Here is a 17064-nt window from a genome sequence, read left to right as displayed (position 1 = left end):
TAGATAACGCATTACTAGCGCATTAAGCCGTTAAAAAGGCGAACGACTATTGGCAATGGCGAACTGTTGATAAAGTTCTGCCACTTCAACTGGGTTGAATTCATCTTTGTAAGTCAGTTCACTGAGGCGGTGCGTGATGTTTTGCAGCTCGTGAGATCGTTGCTGAGCACGCTGTTGGTAACGTTTGAACGCTTGTTCCGTCCCTTCAAAGTTAGAAGCAATACTCTGTGCTAACACATAAGCGTTCTCGATACCTAAGCTGAAACCGATGCCCATGGTTGGCAATACAGCACAACATGAATCTCCAAGTAAAACAGCGTTGTCACGATACCAAGTATCGAATGGTGCAACATCAGTGAGTGGAGAAGGTAAGATCTTCGATTCTGGAGTATCTTGAATCATATCCAACAAATAACTCGGATAGTGAGAGAACTGCTCTAACACGGTTTGTTTAGAAAGCGTTTCACCTTCTTCAACGGCGCATGCAGCGAACCAGTACTTGCCTTGGGTTTCTCGGTCGTAGGTGTAGGTTACGATACGAGATTTATCACCCGCAAAAACATAACACTCATCATCACTGATCTCAGGCGCTTTGAAATCGATCTCGCCGCGGCAGCAGTAGACGTTCGGTTGTCTTAAAGCCACATCCGGCGCGACAAACTTTCTTACTTGAGAGAACACACCGTCGGCACCGACAATGATGTCTGCATCAAGAGGTTCGCCATTGATGAGTATCTGCGGTTGCTCACAGTCTTGGTTTACTGTGCAGTGTTGGTTCGTTGCAATGCAGTCCTCGCCCATTTCATTTAATAACAGTTGGTATAAGCGGCTGCGATGAAACAAACCAATAGGCGCGTTGGCTTTGCTTGGCGAGTCACTCATATTGAGCGTGTTGATGGGGAGCCCTGTCGCCGTTAAGGTCGAGATGGTATCAACTTGGTTACACGCGGCTTTTACTTTATCGACACCCACCAACGCCGCAAGGACTTGCATGCCCTCTGGCCACATGATGATGCCAGTACCGTCAGCACGCGGTTGTTCGGCTTTCTCGTATATTCGAGCTTGAATGCCAAATTTACGCAGTGATAACGCGAGTGCTAAACCATTCAGTCCCGCACCGATAATCGCAACTTTTAGACGCTGTTGTTCCATGACTTTCTCCTAAGAATAAGATGCCAGTATCTGTGTACTGGTTCATAGGGCGTAAGATAGGTCATTCGAATCGATAAATAAACGTTATAAATGATAAGGTTAATGCGATTTCTAAATCTTAGGCACAGATCCCTTAATGATCTTGGATGACACCAGACCAATGATTTTGGTGGGATAGTGCTTTCAACAATTCGATCTCTTTCGCTGTCTCTATGTTAAGCCAATCAATCAAACCACTGATCACAGGTGAGTGAGTGCGCTGGTGGATGAAATAGGTCCAAGCACTGTTCTGGATCTTGGCATTCTCTGGGCAATATAAGAAACCGCGTTGTAGATCCTGCAAAACCAATAGCAGATCCGTGACCGTGACGCCTTCACCGGATAAGCAGGCACTGAGAGCCATATCCAAAGACAAGAAGCTGGTATTTCTCACGGGCTTTTTCGGAGGCGATTCGACATCAGCTAGCCATACTTTCCAATCATGGTGATCTAAGGTTGGGTGAAGCCTTGGCATGGTTAAGATCGAGTCGAGGTCGGTATCTTTCTTAGTCAAACCAACTGCATTCGTTAAGCTCGTGGAGCAGACTGGAGCCATGAACTCTTCACGCAAAAAAGTGATGTCAGGCGCGTTGTCATAGCGTTTTTTGAATCGAGTGTGGAAGATCAACAAGTCGTATTCGCTGCTGTTAATCGCTTCATCTTCTTCAATCACAGGAACGATCACGATCTCGTAATCTGGGTAACGCTCGTTTAATTCACGAACCTTAGAGATCAACACGCGCGTAGCAAAACTCAGGGTTGCTTTGATTACTATGCGTTTCTGTTTCGGCTCACTCCAAGAAGCGATAACGGATTCGATATTGCCGTAGCTTTCACGCAAAGCAACATACAAATCATGACCTTGCACCGTTAATTCAATCGCTCGATGCTTACGAATGATCAAAGATGCGTTCAGCTCATCTTCAAGCTGTTTGATCTGACGGCTGATCGCACTCTGTGTCACGTTGAGTTCATCGGCAGCCAACGTAAAGCTCATCAGCCTTGCAGCCGCTTCGAAGGCTTTTAAGCCATTATGGGAGGATGGCAAGCTAGGATATGGGGTCATAATTCGTTCACATGAGTTTTTGGAATGCTAGAGTCGCAAATTTATCAATTGAACGCCAGCCCCATCGATCGTATTTTGGGCGAAATTACCTGAGGCGCTCATGAAAAAAATACTCACTCTTGCATTCCCTTTGATCATTTCACAGCTGATATCCATGGCTTTAGTCCTTACTGATGTTTGGATGATGTCGCGAATCAGCGTATCAGCCCTTGCGGCTGGTGGCTTAGGTGCCTCTATCTACTTCTTCATCTTTATTATTGCGAGTAGCACAGTCGGTTGTGTCGCAAACCTGATCGCTATTGCTTATGGTCAGCGTGTCGCACGGCCAGAGTTTGGTAATACTCAGATTAGATTGGCCGTGAAAGGTGCAACCATGTTGGCGTTCGTGCTTAGCGTGACCTTAATGGCGAGTTTCTGGTTTGCGCCACTTGTATTGGAGGCGGCTAAACAACCTCAAGAAGTGATCACCTTAGCGATGGAATATGTGCACGCCCTAAAATGGGTGATGTTGCCTTCGCTTATCTTGTTGGTGCTGCGTGGCTTAACCAGTGCGTTTGGTAACGTGCGTTCTATTCTGGTGATGTCGATTATCACTGTGATTTTGAATGTACCCGTCAGCTACTTCCTCACGTTCCAGTTAGATATGGGCTTAACAGGCTTAGGCTTAGGTACGGCTATCGCGGCATTTATCGTGATGGTTGGCTACACGGTTTGGGTGTTCAAGCGTGATGAGTTCAAACAATTCGCCCCTTGGCTCAATACCGAAGAGTACTCCATTAAGCTGATGAGTCCGTTGTTGTTGATGGGTCTACCTATCGGCTTGGCAGCGTTACTTGAGCACGGCTTGATTTATGGTGGCACTTTGATGGCGGGTACGATCAGTATTGCCTCTCTGGCGCTACACCAAATCTTGCTGCAATGCTTAAGCTTTACGTGGAACTTCAACTTCGGTTTCTCGCAAGCTGCCGCAATTTTAGTAGGCCGTGATTATGGCGCAGGCAACTACGAAGGCATCAAAAGAACCTCGATTCAAAGCTTTATATTGGTGTCAGTGTTGAGTGTCGCCTTGTCTGCCGTGTTCATCATTTGGCCTGAAATGATCGCGTCTATATTCAAGTTGGATGATGGCACTGGCGCAATGACATCGCTATTGGCTTCGGTTATCTGGGTTGTTGCACTGTGTTTTATTGTTGATGCTTGGCAACTACTGGCGATTAACCTGCTAAGAGGGATGAAGATTGTTTCTATGCCAACGGTGATGACAGCCATTGGTTACTGGATGTTTGGCCTGCCGGCTGCTTGGTACTTCATGCCGAAATTCGAGCTAGCAGGGATCTGGGGCGGGATCGGCGTTGGCCTAGGTGTGACAGGCATTCTGCTGCTTATCCATTTGATGGTCGTTCTAAACAAGAGTAGCAAGACACCAGACTTAGATTGTTCAGCTTATTCTTAAGCTTTATTGAAACGCAAAAAAGCCACAGCAAAGTCTGTGGCTTTTGTTTATCTCAATTGATTCTTGGGGGGGAGTGAATCAATATCAGGATTAGGGGCAGCTAGTTTCTACCAGATGACTTATTACCAGGTAACTCTCTACCAAATTCTCTCACCAAACTATTTTCCACCAGAGAGCGCTGACTTCATCATCGTCTTAAATTGCTCTTTTTGCTCTTCAGTTAATACGTTATAGATGTTGTTCTTAAGACGCATTTCTTGCATCACCATCGACTTCTCAGTGGCTTGAACCGTGTCGATGACCGTTTCCATCTCAGCTTCATCAAACTCAGGTTGAGTCACTAAGGCTATCTGCTTTTTCTTAAGTTCTATCGCACTATCCATATCAATTTCAGTTCTATCGGATTGATAATCTTGCACAAGAGTGAACACTTCCGCTTGTTGTTCTTCAGTTAGATTCAAAGAAGCAATAACCATTTGCAGTGGGCTAAGGGCTGGCTGTGGCGGTTGTTGTGGTGATGACGCACTCACAAACGGAGCAGTAACGAGTAAAGCTGAAGCAGTTAATACACAAAGCGACTTTTTCAGTGATTTCATTGAGTTTCTCCTGTTAGTGGAAATAAGAGTATAGGTGAGCAAGCTGAACTCGATATGAACACGCTGTTCAGTTAACTAAGCTTGCTTCACGCCTAGCTGCTCATCCGGATAAGCAAAGAAGAAGATAGACAGGGAAGCAGGTTAGACCTTGGTCTTACAGAAACCGAGCTAAAAGGTGACTAGAATGATTTGAGTTGCTCACCGTTTTATCAAGGATTACACAAATGGAAGTTGGATTGTTCTGGGCTGAAAAAGGGATGCTAGTGCTTGGCGCACTGTTTGTTTTGACGAGTATGATGCAGTACGGAAGACGCAGTAGTGATTGGAAAGGCGTAATTACGATGTTCTACAAGCGTATCCCAATGAATATTGCGGAATACAAATGGTACCGACTCGGTATCGCATTATTGGTTTTTGCCGTGATTATCCGTTTTGCATTGTTGATCCTATGGCCTACCTATCAGTTCTAGCTTTTTTGTATTTGCTTTGATGTATAAGATACCTGGCATTAGCTCTCACGTGTTGGATATATCGAAGCGATAAATGCATGAGTAAACCAAGCCTTAATAAACTCACTTATTAAGGCTACCATTTAATAAAATAGTGCTAATACTCAATAATATTGAGTTGCTATTGTCTTTGTAGCATATTGTTTTTCATAAAGAATAATGCGAGATAATAGCTTACCCACTTGTTTCATCATTCTTACTAATAATCTACACATAAATCCATTCACCCCGTACCTGATACCATAATGATCTGTTACACTCGTCCGAATTAGCTTTGATTTTTCGGTGGTGCATTTATGTCGTTCCCAGTTCTTATATGTGATGATTCTGCGTTAGCAAGGAAGCAGATGGCTCGATCACTGCCTAGTTCTCTAAATGCAGATATAACTTTTGCTGTTCATGGGCTTAATGCACTTGAAGAGCTCGCTCAAAACCAGTTCAAACTGATGTTCCTCGACCTCACCATGCCGGAATTAGATGGCTATGGCACATTGGAAGAGATGCAACGTTTAGGTGATACCACACCTGTTGTGGTGGTTTCTGGTGATATCCAACCAAAAGCGCAGCAGAAGGTCATGGACCTTGGTGCTAAAGCGTTTTTGCAAAAGCCGATTGATAAAGAAGCGCTAAAAGCCATTTTACGTGAGCATGTTGAGCCGCCAAAACAGCCTCAGCTCATTACGCCTTCACCTTTAGAACTCCCGATACTTCGCCGACGTGACATCTATATGGAAGTCGCGAACGTTGCGATAGGCCGTGCAGCCGATGCATTAGCGCGCCACTTTAATGTATTTGTGCACTTACCATTGCCGAACGTGAACATCTTTGAAGTGAGTGAATTGCACATGGCACTTCGTGACCTAGCAGACAACGACCAAGTATCGGGTGTTTGCCAAGGCTTCAGCGGAGAAGGCATCGCAGGAGAAGCATTAGTATTATTGAGTGACTCCAGCGTGAGCGATCTTAAGAAGCTCATGAAGGTGCCAACCGAAAGCGAACAGCTTGAAGAACTAGAACTGCTGATGGATGTGTCGAACATTCTCGTTGGTTCTTTCCTTAACGGGTTAGGGGAGCAATCTGAGGTTCGCTTCTTCCAGAGTTCGCCTGTTCTGCTTGGGCAACACATCTCGATTGATTCTGTGATTGAGAATACCAGTGGCTCGTTCAAGAAGACCATGACCTTCGAAGTCAGCTATAACATTGATGGCACTTCTATCCGTTGTGACCTTCTGTTTATGTTCGTTGACGAATCTCTGCCTCTTCTAGACAACAAATTGGCCTACCTAATGGAGGAGTTTTAATATGCTGAATCTTCCTGCTGAATTTGAACAGTTCCACTGGATGGTGGACATGGTTCAAAACGTCGATATGGGGCTGGTGGTCATCAACCGTGACTTTCAGGTACAAGTTTGGAATGGCTTCATGACGCACCATAGCGGTAAGCAATCGCATGATGCTATTGGTAAATCTATCTTTGAACTGTTCCCTGAGATCCCTGAAGAGTGGTTTAGGCTCAAAACCAAGCCCGTTTATGATTTAGGCTGTCGTAGCTTCATTACATGGCAACAAAGGCCTTATCTGTTTAAGTGTCGTAACGTTAGGCCTGTAACTCAACAAGCCGATTTCATGTATCAGAACGTCACGCTTAACCCAATGCGCTCGCCAACAGGCCAAGTCACCTCATTGTTCTTGTCTATTCAGGATGCAACGGCAGAAGCGCTGATGTCTCAAAAGGGCTAATACATCTTCTAGGCGTTGGTTTAATAGCTTTAAAAGAGCAATCCAAACATCGAATAAAATGGCTAAGGTAAATCACCTTAGCCATTTTTTTGCTTTCTATTCTTCAATTGACCTTAAAGGTTTCGATCTTTTCGTCTGCTTATTGCAAATTTCCTTCATTTACACAGCTCACCACCTCAGCAAACTCTTTTTGTTCGAGGCTTTTTGCTCAAGAATTTCGATTGAGAGAACGGTAAGGCGACAAAGAAGCATGATTTAGGCCGTGAGTGGTTTATAAAGTTTGGCTTTTTAGGGGGCTTTTAATAGAGCGTGTGCTTTAGACTGCCGAAATCAAATGAACCTTGCCTTCAAAACCGAGTGCATTGAAGCGTGTTTCTCTTAGGTGAGTTTAACTAAAGGCACGATGAGTTTGTCGAATTTGGACGAAAACAGAAAAAATTTGGAAAAAATCGAATTTATTTAAGAAAAAAGGCATTTTTTTGTTGGAGAAAAGTGTGATTTTTATGTGATCTCGAGGCACTTTCTTCACATATTTGCTTAATGAAGGCGATATTGTGTGAAAAAGAGAGGAAAACGATTGCGCAATAAACCGACAGCGTTTGCGTGATTGGTTCGCTAAGTTATTAATTAGTAAGAATTTAGTAGGGAAGTGTTGCTTGGGAGGTTTTACCAGATATGGAATCTTCGAGAGGATAGCACAAAAAAAAATGAAATATCAGACTTGCTGTTACTAAATCACGACCTATAATGCTGAAAACCGGAGCGTCTGCCAACGCTCCGGTTTTTTTGTGTCCGAAGAAAAGTAAACTCGTCTGCCAACGGTTTTACTACGCATTTCGCGAGAGACACATAATTTTATGAATCAAGGAAAACACCATGCGTATCGAACAAGAACTTAAGTTAGGTTTCAAAGATGTACTCTTCCGTCCGAAGCGTTCTACCCTTAAAAGCCGTTCTCAAGTTGAATTAACCCGCGATTTTACATTCAAGCATAGCGGTCGTCAATGGTCTGGTACTCCAGTAATTGCAGCTAACATGGATTCGGTAGCAAGCTTTGAAATGGCAGCTGCTCTAGCAGAGCACGGTGTTATGACTGCAGTACACAAGCACTACACAGTAGAGCAGTGGGCTGAGTTCGCTAAAACAGCAGACAAGAAAACACTGAACAACGTATTTGTATCAACAGGTACATCTGAAGCTGAGTTTGAGAAAACTAAGCAAATCATGGCACTTAGCGAAGACTTCGTATTTATCTGTATTGATATCGCTAACGGCTACTCAGAGCACCTAGTTGAGTACGTACAAAAAGTACGTGCAGAATTCCCGAACAAAGTTATCTCTGCTGGTAACGTTGTAACAGGTGACATGGTTGAAGAACTAATCCTAGCGGGCGCAGACATCGTTAAGGTTGGTATCGGCCCTGGTTCAGTTTGTACTACTCGTGTTAAAACAGGTGTAGGTTACCCTCAACTTTCTGCAATCATCGAGTGTGGCGACGCGGCACACGGCCTTGGCGGCATGATCATCGGTGACGGTGGCTGTTCATGTGCGGGTGACGTATCTAAAGCGTTCGGCGGCGGTGCTGACTTCGTAATGCTAGGCGGAATGCTAGCGGGTCACTCTGAGTCAGGCGGTGAAGTTGTAGAGCAAGACGGTAAGCAATACATGAAGTTCTACGGCATGTCATCTCAGTCTGCTATGGACAAGCACTCAGGTGGTGTTGCTAAGTACCGTGCTGCAGAAGGTAAAACTGTTTTACTTCCGTTCCGTGGTTCAGTTCACAACACAATTTCTGACATCCTTGGTGGTGTACGTTCAACTTGTACATACGTAGGCGCAGCAAAGCTTAAAGAGCTAACTAAGCGTACGACTTTCATCCGTGTGCAAGAGCAAGAGAACAACGTATTCGGTAAAGAGTAATCTGAACGAATTCGAATAGTTTGAAAATCAAGAGCCGCTTTTTAATGGCTCAGACTGATGACAAAGGTCTAGCTTTCGAGCTAGACCTTTGATCTAATAGGAGTATCGAAATATGGATGCTCCGATATGCTTCAAGAACCTTCTCCACAACAATATGAACTGGAAATGGTGACCATGGAACAGCTTGTTCCCCAAGACCATCTTGTTCGCAAAATTGATAGCGCTATCGACTTTGAGTTCATCAGAGACGAAGTGGCTCACCTCTACTGCAAAGATAACGGGCGACCACCTGTCGACCCTGTTCGCTTATTTAAAATCATCCTGCTTGGTTACATTTTTGGGGTGAAAAGCGAGCGACAGCTAGTTAAAGAAATCGAAGTGAATGTCGCATACCGTTGGTTCCTTCGAATGTCTCTAACCGAGAAAGTCATCCATGCCTCAACACTCAGTCAAAACCGTATTCGTCGCTTCAATGGCACCGATATATTTGAACGCATTTTCGCTAACATCGTTATCCAAGCGATGGAGAAAGGCTTAGTAGATGGCCGTGAATTATTTACCGACAGCACTCACCTTAAAGCCAATGCAAACAAGAATAAGCACAGCAATGAAGAACGCCAGGTTAGAGCTGGTGCTTACCTAGATATGCTTAATGAGGATGTCGCGGTAGAGCGATGTGAAGAAGGAAAGCGTCCACTAAAGCCTACAAAAGCAGAGCCTAAAGTGAAGAACACTAAAGTCAGTACAACGGACCCAGAGAGTGGCTTCATGACACGGGATAATAAGCCACAAGGCTTCTTCTATCTTGACTATCGAACCGTGGATGGGAAGCATGGCATCATACTCGATACCTATGCGAGTGCAGGGAATATCAACGACTCGTAACCTTATATCCAACGCCTTGACCATACCTTAGAACGCTTCAAGCTAACCCCAGTAGCAGTGGGTCTAGACGCTGGCTACTTCACAGCTCCTGTTGCTGAGTGTTTAGAGCGCCGAAACATCTTAGGTGTGTTCGGCTATCGCCGCCCACCAAGAACACAAAACACCTATAAGAAAAAGCACTTCAAGTACAAGAAAGAGACGGACACCTATTTATGTCCTGCGGGCCAAGAACTTAATTACAAGACAACAACTGGAGGCGGGTACCGAGAGTATCACTCAGACCCAAAGCAATGTGCGTTCTGCCCAGTTCGAAATGACTGCACGAAGAGTCAAAATATGAAGAAAGTGGTGACGAGGCATATCGACAGTGATGCTGTTGAGCGAGCAAATATGATGCGACTATCGCCTTACGGTCGGAAAACTTATCGGCGTCGAAGTGAGACGGCAGAACGGAGCTTCGCAGATGCAAAGCAACACCATGGTCATCGCTATGCTCGCTTCCGCAGCTTGGCGAAAGTACAAATGCAATGTTGGATGGCGAGCGCTGCGCAAAATATCAAGAAGATAGCTCTAGTGATGAGTTATCTGCAAAAAATGGGGTTAAAAGGGCTCAAATAAGGCGAATGTTGGCGTTCTGGAGTCAAAATAATGCTTTGAGACGTCATGTTGTTCAATAAGTAAAAAATCTCGATCGCTCCCTAACGGTCGCTTACTAAAAGAGAACCCCGCTAAAAAGCGGGGTTCGTCAGCAATCTGAGCCGCTTTTTAGCGGCTCTTTTTTTGGAATTTACGGTAGAACCGGTTGGATTTTACATGGATGATATTAAGTACTGGTGTTCCGATGGGAAGCCGAACCTATCGAGTACGTGATGCAAAAAAACACGAGTATGAGTTGTTTGAATGCTAGACGTTCACCCAACACATTTATGTTCCAAAGTGCGCCAGAGCAAGATTGAACCTGACTTTAAGTTGTACAATTTGACTTGTTTTTTCTAATGACAAATTCTCTAGCCATGTGGCCAGGCTTTCTTATCCGCTACGTATCTCATAACTGAAACTTATGGGTTAAGGAACGACCTCTGTGAGTACGCTTCCTGTCGAACCTGACGGAAAGTTGATTTCCATAAATTGAGAGATAGTTGGCGCGATATCATAAGGGGTGACTTCCCGGTGAACTTTAGCACCTTTGATATCCATTCCTGCAAAAAAGATAGGAACGAAAGTATCATAGCGCCATGGAGACCCGTGAACTGAAGCTACTTTCAAACCATCAAAGTTGTTGATGTAAACATTTGGGTTGTAAACCACATAGATATCTCCAGAACGAGTGGGGTGATGGTTGTTAGCCACTAGTCGATTAATACGCGTATCTGAAAGTTGACCTTTCATAATATCTGTCGCCGTAATTGTTTGATTAATACCATCGATGTTTTCTAATGCGCGGGCGATAACAGTCTGAACCTCTGACACTTTATAGCCTTTTGATTCAATCAGTTCATGGTTCAGGTATAGGTAGGGATCGGCATATTGGCGAACAACATCCTCACCTAATCCAAAACGCTTCTTTACCACTTCAAAAACGCCTGACTGTTTCATTTTTTCAATGCCAAAATAGTCAGCTTTATTCCCACCTAACGCATTCACGTAGCCCGGGACGTCAGGGGCTCCGTGATCCGCTGACAACACTATAAGTGTGTTATCAAGCCCAACCATTTTGTCCACATGAGCGAATAGATCCTCTAATGTACGGTCAAGACGTATTAGGTTGTCTTCTGCCTCGATACTAGAAGGGCCATACATATGGATGACATAATCAGTCGCTGAGAAACTAACCGAAAGGTAATCGGGGTATTCACCTTGACCTAAACTTTCTGAGTCAATGACAGATTTTGCAAAATCTGCAACGATCTCATCGCCTGCTGGGCTTAAGCTCAATAGTGTAGTGAAGTATGGGTAGTTAGCAGGGCCATAAGGGTGAGGGAAACTACGACTAAAATTGGCTAAGTCAATTTTATATTCGACATCACCATCATCAGAAAATAGATACTTTTCTTGGGGTAGAGTGAGTTCCCATCGCTTACCGCTGTACTGTTGAGTAAAATCCTTGGCATTCCATTCGTCAACCCAAGCTGGGTTCTTGTCGTAGTAATAATCACTCGTTACAAATGCGCCGGCAGATTTAGAGAACCAAAAAGCTTTGCCTAATTCACCGCCTAAAGACACAGCCCCTCTGTCTTTAAAAGAGACAGAAAAGGCGCGAGACTTACCATGATAGGCTTTAACAATTTCGTCTCCAATTGTAGAAGTGTGGATATTTAACGGTGACCGACCATCGCCTTGTGCTGCGCGTTGGGTAGAATCGATCTCTGTTGATTGATCGATGTCAGCATCGATTGCCAATAAGTTGTAGTTAGTATCCTCGATATTGTACACCACACGTTCTTGAGTTCGGTCGTACCATACATTACCAATCATGCCGTTTACTGCGGGAGGTGCGCCTGTAGCAAGGGCTGCGTGTCCTACAATCGTTTCTGTGTTCGCATGTTGGTAGTGTGCATTCGTATAGTGAACGCCCTCATCTAAGAGCAGCCTAAAACCACCTTCACCAAAATTGTGTTTAAATCGATTGGGTAAGTCACCACGCAGCGCGTCAACGGTAAGCTGCAGAATGAGTTTTGGCTGGGTTTCGTTTGCGATGACAGTACCTGAAGAAAATAACATGCTGAGTGCAAGGGTACTAACGACAAAGTTCTTCATATTGTTAATCCAGTTTTCGATATGGTTACGCTCCAAAACGAGCTTTTCTCTCTACGTTCAGATTCATCACTGCATGCTGTAATCGTGTCCAATCACTAACTGCTTTGGTGCATTCTAAGTATCATGACGAATGTAGTCTTTGGCTAGATCTTCCGAGCGGGTACTGGTGATCCAACATTTTACTTCCTCGATCTTGCCATCGTCTTCTCGTGTATACATATCAGACACAGAAAAAGGCGGAATCACAGCGATAGAATCGATTGCAACGGCTTGTTCTTTTTCATCAAACGCGATGCAACGAACTTTGACGGCTTCTGCGTAGGAGACTTTAATTCGCCAGTGAGTATCTGAGAGTGGTTGAATTTCATCCCCAGTAATAACGAATGGTTTGTTTGGCCGCTTTTCTTCTGCTTCAGGCGTAGCGGTATCTTTTGCAAGTGCATTCGTGCAGGTTAATGCGGCAAAAAAACATAGGATTTTGTTAAATTTCATATTAACAACTCTTTGTGGTTGACCGTGTAAGTAACTCAAACATTACATTGATTACTAAAAGAGATTAACTAGGACTTTCCCTAGTCCTAGCTTTACGAATTTACGCAGGATTGATCGGCTTTAATCGGTACTTTACTCGCCATTGTTGTCTGACTTCATTCGTTAACACCCAAACAACTATGCAGCGTTTTAAATGCCACTGACCTTGTTTGTTAGTACGGATGCCATTTTTCAGTGTTGGGTAATGGTTTAGGTCATAAATTCCATGATATGAAAACCATTGATAAAGTGCTTGGCTGGCACATTTTTTTGTCCCTACAGCAACCCAAAAAATGGTTATTAAGCGTTTTACAAAAGAAGAGTGAAGGGCAGTTTGATTCTGCACTTTTAACACTTTCCATAAGTGAGAAAACTTAAAACGTAAACGCCATAAGCCAAGCACAACTAACAACCCTAAAATGAGTGTTTTACGTTGTTCTTCCAACCACAGCTTTATATTTGAACTCCATAGCTCAATACGCTGATCCAAAGGCAAAGGTGGTGCAGAGTTGACCTCCACCGTTATGGCTGGCAGCGAAATTTTCTCTACTTTACGTTTTGTTGTGTTCCACCACTGGAATGACAGTTCAGGTAGGGTGTATTGCCCTTTGTGAACAAATCGATAGTGAATATCTGTAATGCGTGTGCCAGTCATATCTGCGCGGAATGTTTGGGTTGTCGTTTGGCTATTGCCAGTACGAATTTCAACGTCTTCAATCTGGTTAATCAATGGCAGTTCTGAAATATAGTGCCCCGGCAAATCAGCAACATTGAGAGAGACTGAACGGGTTACCGCGCCGCCTTCAGTGATCTCTACGTCACTGACAGTTTGCTCTACTGTGACGTTAGGAGAGGTAATCTTACCTTTCGCAGCCTCAGGAAGTGCTTTTACCGTGATCTTCAATGGCTGTGTTGGAATAGTAACCACGTTGTCACTACGGCCAAGGGTGATGTTGATACCTGGTAAAGTGAACTCTCCAGGTTTAGCTGGAAATAGTTCTAACTTTAATGCTGCTTTTTCAACACGTTTGCCGTTTTCTGTTGGCCTAGTGTATTGCCAAAATGTGGTGGTTTGCTCAAAAAAGAGATCTTTGGCTGAAATCGTTTCAACGTTGATGACATCAGTAATGGCTGCGTCACTGAGAAGTTCTAGGAAAACGGTATGGCGTTGCCTCTCTGTAAAGGTTTCACTACCTAGAGCCCAGCGGGCATGGTACTGCGTATTCACTGTGTTTGGCGGTTGAGAAGATGCAAGCGACAGTGGATCATTTGTAGAGATGGATGCTTGAGCACTTAAACTTGCCATGAGTATCATGCCAAAAGCGATGGCGGTCCCTATATCATCGATGAAACGTTTGAACGTGCCCATTACTTCACCTCCTGTTGGGTGTGCTCGCCGACCAAAACGGGTTTGTCTATTTGCTGCAGTTGAATAGAGAACTTATTGCGAAGGAACACTTCAGGGTTGGATTTAACTTGCTCCAGCCAAATTTTAGTCAAATGCTCTTCTGCCATTAAATCTGCACTGTTGATGACTTCAATTTTGTCTTCAGGTTCTTCAATTCCCATATCTTCTTCTAGTGTGGAAATGACATCGGCAGTCATGTCCTCTCCGGCGGTGCCTTGGCCTTGCGCACGATCAGCCATGAGGTCGAAAATCTCTTCAAGTAAATCAAGGTTGTGAAGTGTTTGTGGGTGCTGTGGGTCTAATTCTAATACTTGTTCAAACCAACGCTCTGATGAACGAAAACGGTCAATATGCAAATAAGCAAGAGCCACTTTGTAGCGTTTTTCGAGAGAGTCCGGCTGATTGTTGAGCATGGTCAGCGCCCATTCCCACTGCTGATTGCGCATGAGGGATTCAATTTTCCAATCAGGATCGATGAAGGCTTGTGCAGCACATGCATAATTGCCTTGATTATAAAACCATTGTCCTTGCTGATCTGGCGTGAGGAAGAGCCTCATTGACAGTGAATCACACGTGGTGAGATCAGTCGACGACTTTGCTAAAGCCGGGCTTGGTTGAAAGGCACTGAGAGCAACAATGCTGATCAATACGCTAGGAACCCAACGGATACTCCAGCCTCGGCGAAACCAAAGTAAACTAAACAGCAGAGCAGGGAAGACGAGATAAAATCCGGCTTCTTGCCATTGTATATCTTCATCCATTGGATCAAAGTAACTGAAGCTGTCTATCCATCGGCTAATACTTTGAACGTCGCTATGGTCAGGAGTACTTTGAATTAGACGGACATCCGAGGGAGAACCGACAGTTTCGTTGTAACCAAATTTCCAAACGATCATTTGATCACTGTAGGTACGTTCATAATTCTCTATGGCTTGAGCAGCACTGTTATCGAGGCTGTCTGTTACAACGACAATGCTTGCTGGGATGCTACTCTCTGTCTGTTGCTGGGCAATCTGATCCAGGACAGCTGGCAGGTTTTTCCCTTGTCTAGGGACGAGGTTTGTTGATAAAGAAGAAAGATACAGTTCAAGCACTTCCCGATCATCTGTCGGTGGAATGAGCATATGAGCGCTGCCAGCATAGACATACGCACCAATAATCCCATCAGATTTGTACTCTAATAGGTCGGATAACTTCAATTTAGCATTTTCAAGGCGACTTGGTGCAATATCGGACTCACCCATTGAACGTGATAAATCAACCACAAATAGAATCGGCGATTGGTTTTTTGCGTGGGTATCAGGTTCTGGCTGCCATGTTGGACCTGCCACAATGATAGTCAGCAGACCTAGGAAAAGTGGTAGCAAGTTCTGAGGAGAAAACCAACGCGTTTGGCTTTCTCCTGCATTGAGAAATGGCAACAGGTGAGCGGCGATAGGAAGCCGTTCACTGTTGTCTACTTTTCTCTTGAGGACATAGACCAAAATGCCTAAAGGAATGGCTAACAAAAGTAACCATGGTCGAATGAAATGAAATTCAGCCATTTATATCTCCTTATTCATATTACTTTGCCCGCGCAGCGCAGCAATAACTAGCGCCAATAGGCTGAGCGATAAACTGACAATAAGTGGCCAGTAATAGAGTTCTACTTTTGGTCGAATGGTGTAGCTATCAAAAAGCGTTTCTTCAAGTTCGTTAAGTGCTTTATACACGTCTACTAAATCTTGCCCATTGAGCGCTTCAAATACCTGCCCACCGGTATAATTGGCAATACGATCTAACATATCGAGATCTATACCATCTTCACCCACGTTGGTTGCATCACCGATGGCAATGGGGTAGATAGTAATGTCGTTTTCACCCGCAAAATGGGCAGCGTCAATTGGGGGGTAGTTGCTGGTGGTATCGCGGCCATCTGTCATGAGGATTAAAACTTTATTGGCACTGTCTGAATGTTCGAAATGATTAACGGCCACACCAATCGCATCACCGAGGGCAGTGCCAGATCCAGCCATTCGAACATCCATTTCATTGAGCAATTGGGTGATAATAGAGAAATCGTCAGTAAATGGGGCTTGTAAATACGCATCATCACCAAAAGCGATAAGGCCGATTCGATCGCCTTCACGTTGAACTAGAAAATCGTCGAGCAGAAGTTTTACACCATCAACTCGGCGAACATTGATGCCATCTGGATCGACAAAGTCACGAGCTTCCATTGAGCCAGACAGATCCACCGCTACCATCATTTCACGACCACTTTTTTCTATTGAAACGGGCTCACCTAGCCAAACAGGTTTTGTTGCAGCGATAACCAAACTTAGGTATGTCACCACAATAAGAAGACGTTGCCACCAAATAGGTGACATCACCACAGCGCCAGAAGTTGGTTTAGAACCTGTGACTTTAACTAACTTATCGAAGTGACTAAAACGCAGTGCGGTCTGACGAGTGAAGTGTTTGGGACTCAGAAAAATCACTAAAGGTAGCAAAATCAGCAGACTGAATAGAGGATAAGTGAGGGTTAACATGTCACCTCCTTAAACCAACGTCTGATCGCTTGTCGCTCGAGATCTGTAAGAGTGGGTGATGCGCGATAGCTGCTTTCCATTAATTGAGAGACCAGCACTGAATGTAGTTTGGTAGCACTGCTTTGACATATGAATTGAGCAAACTCCTGGTTGGTCATTGTGCCGATATCGGACTTAGGCCAGTGTTGATGTGCTAGCTGCTTCATTAACTGCGCAATAGCGGCAATGTTCTGTTCGTGTTCGTATTTCTGAAACAACGCCCAAGCTTCGCGTAAGTAGGTACGCTTAAGATATTGGTGATAACGATGAGCAATATAGCCAAATACCACAACGATGCTTGTGAGCCCAATGAACAGCCACGTGATCGTTTGTGGATACCACGAAATAGCTTGAGGCGGAGAAATCCATTCCGCTCGCTTTACTAGATGACTACCAAACTCGACAATTTGGCCTTGTGTAAAATTACCCATAAAATGC

At 44.4% G+C, this 17064-nt stretch carries 14 protein-coding genes and 1 pseudogene; 6 read left to right on the top strand and 9 right to left on the bottom strand.

All coding sequences use genetic code 11. The features are described from left to right. Positions 1-30: 30 nt before the first annotated feature. Together L1D37_RS16605 and L1D37_RS16600 are read right to left on the bottom strand one after the other, a co-directional pair. Positions 31-1152 (bottom strand): FAD-dependent monooxygenase, encoded by a 1122-nt coding sequence (locus tag L1D37_RS16605; protein ID WP_239848514.1) that lies wholly within the window; start codon positions 1150-1152, stop codon positions 31-33. Positions 1153-1285: 133 nt separating this feature from the next. After that, positions 1286-2257, bottom strand: a complete 972-nt coding sequence (locus L1D37_RS16600; RefSeq protein ID WP_239848513.1) for a LysR family transcriptional regulator — start codon at positions 2255-2257, stop codon at positions 1286-1288. A gap of 100 nt (positions 2258-2357) precedes the next feature. Between L1D37_RS16600 and L1D37_RS16595 the strand changes: the two genes are divergently transcribed. Continuing rightward, complete coding sequence (locus L1D37_RS16595; RefSeq protein WP_239848512.1) at positions 2358-3710, top strand: MATE family efflux transporter; 1353 nt, start codon at positions 2358-2360, stop codon at positions 3708-3710. Between the two features lie 158 nt (positions 3711-3868). Here L1D37_RS16595 and L1D37_RS16590 read toward each other — a convergent pair whose 3' ends face one another. After that, positions 3869-4306 (bottom strand): Spy/CpxP family protein refolding chaperone, encoded by a 438-nt coding sequence (locus L1D37_RS16590; protein ID WP_239848511.1) that lies wholly within the window; start codon positions 4304-4306, stop codon positions 3869-3871. 224 nt (positions 4307-4530) lie between these two features. On the opposite strand from L1D37_RS16590, the gene L1D37_RS16585 reads away from it, so the two are divergent. The 5 genes and pseudogenes from L1D37_RS16585 to L1D37_RS16565 all read left to right on the top strand — a co-directional run bounded on the left by L1D37_RS16585 (position 4531) and on the right by L1D37_RS16565 (position 10037). After that, positions 4531-4776, top strand: coding sequence for a hypothetical protein (locus L1D37_RS16585; protein WP_017630837.1), 246 nt, complete (start codon positions 4531-4533; stop codon positions 4774-4776). Positions 4777-5111: 335 nt separating this feature from the next. After that, positions 5112-6116 (top strand): response regulator, encoded by a 1005-nt coding sequence (locus L1D37_RS16580; protein WP_010430576.1) that lies wholly within the window; start codon positions 5112-5114, stop codon positions 6114-6116. 1 nt (position 6117) lies between these two features. Then, on the top strand, positions 6118-6555 hold the full coding sequence (locus tag L1D37_RS16575; protein WP_017058076.1) for a PAS domain-containing protein: 438 nt from the start codon (positions 6118-6120) through the stop codon (positions 6553-6555). 876 nt (positions 6556-7431) lie between these two features. Then, positions 7432-8475 carry a GMP reductase gene (locus L1D37_RS16570; RefSeq protein WP_048659894.1) on the top strand — a complete coding sequence of 348 codons (1044 nt, stop codon included), beginning with the start codon at positions 7432-7434 and terminating at the stop codon, positions 8473-8475. A gap of 126 nt (positions 8476-8601) precedes the next feature. Further along, positions 8602-10037, top strand: a pseudogene (locus L1D37_RS16565) (IS1182 family transposase). 388 nt (positions 10038-10425) lie between these two features. On the opposite strand, the gene L1D37_RS16560 reads toward L1D37_RS16565, so the two are convergent. The 6 genes from L1D37_RS16560 to L1D37_RS16535 form a co-directional block, all read right to left on the bottom strand. Next, entirely contained in the window at positions 10426-12117 is a 1692-nt protein-coding gene (locus L1D37_RS16560) for an alkaline phosphatase family protein (RefSeq protein ID WP_239848510.1), read from the bottom strand. Positions 12118-12231: 114 nt separating this feature from the next. Further along, entirely contained in the window at positions 12232-12609 is a 378-nt protein-coding gene (locus L1D37_RS16555) for a hypothetical protein (RefSeq protein WP_239848509.1), read from the bottom strand. Positions 12610-12709: 100 nt separating this feature from the next. Continuing rightward, positions 12710-14017, bottom strand: a complete 1308-nt coding sequence (locus L1D37_RS16550) for a BatD family protein (protein ID WP_239848508.1) — start codon at positions 14015-14017, stop codon at positions 12710-12712. Beyond that, positions 14017-15600, bottom strand: a complete 1584-nt coding sequence (locus L1D37_RS16545) for a VWA domain-containing protein (RefSeq protein WP_239848507.1) — start codon at positions 15598-15600, stop codon at positions 14017-14019. The genes L1D37_RS16550 and L1D37_RS16545 overlap by 1 nt, the downstream gene beginning before the upstream one ends. Next, on the bottom strand, positions 15601-16587 hold the full coding sequence (locus tag L1D37_RS16540; protein WP_239848506.1) for a VWA domain-containing protein: 987 nt from the start codon (positions 16585-16587) through the stop codon (positions 15601-15603). After that, positions 16581-17057 (bottom strand): DUF4381 domain-containing protein, encoded by a 477-nt coding sequence (locus L1D37_RS16535; RefSeq protein ID WP_239848505.1) that lies wholly within the window; start codon positions 17055-17057, stop codon positions 16581-16583. Before L1D37_RS16535 ends, L1D37_RS16540 begins: the two co-directional genes overlap by 7 nt. Positions 17058-17064: the final 7 nt, after the last annotated feature.

This window comes from Vibrio sp. Isolate33, assembly GCF_022397895.1.
GTDB lineage: Bacteria > Pseudomonadota > Gammaproteobacteria > Enterobacterales > Vibrionaceae > Vibrio > Vibrio pomeroyi.
This window is presented reverse-complemented; position numbering and strand designations above follow the sequence as displayed.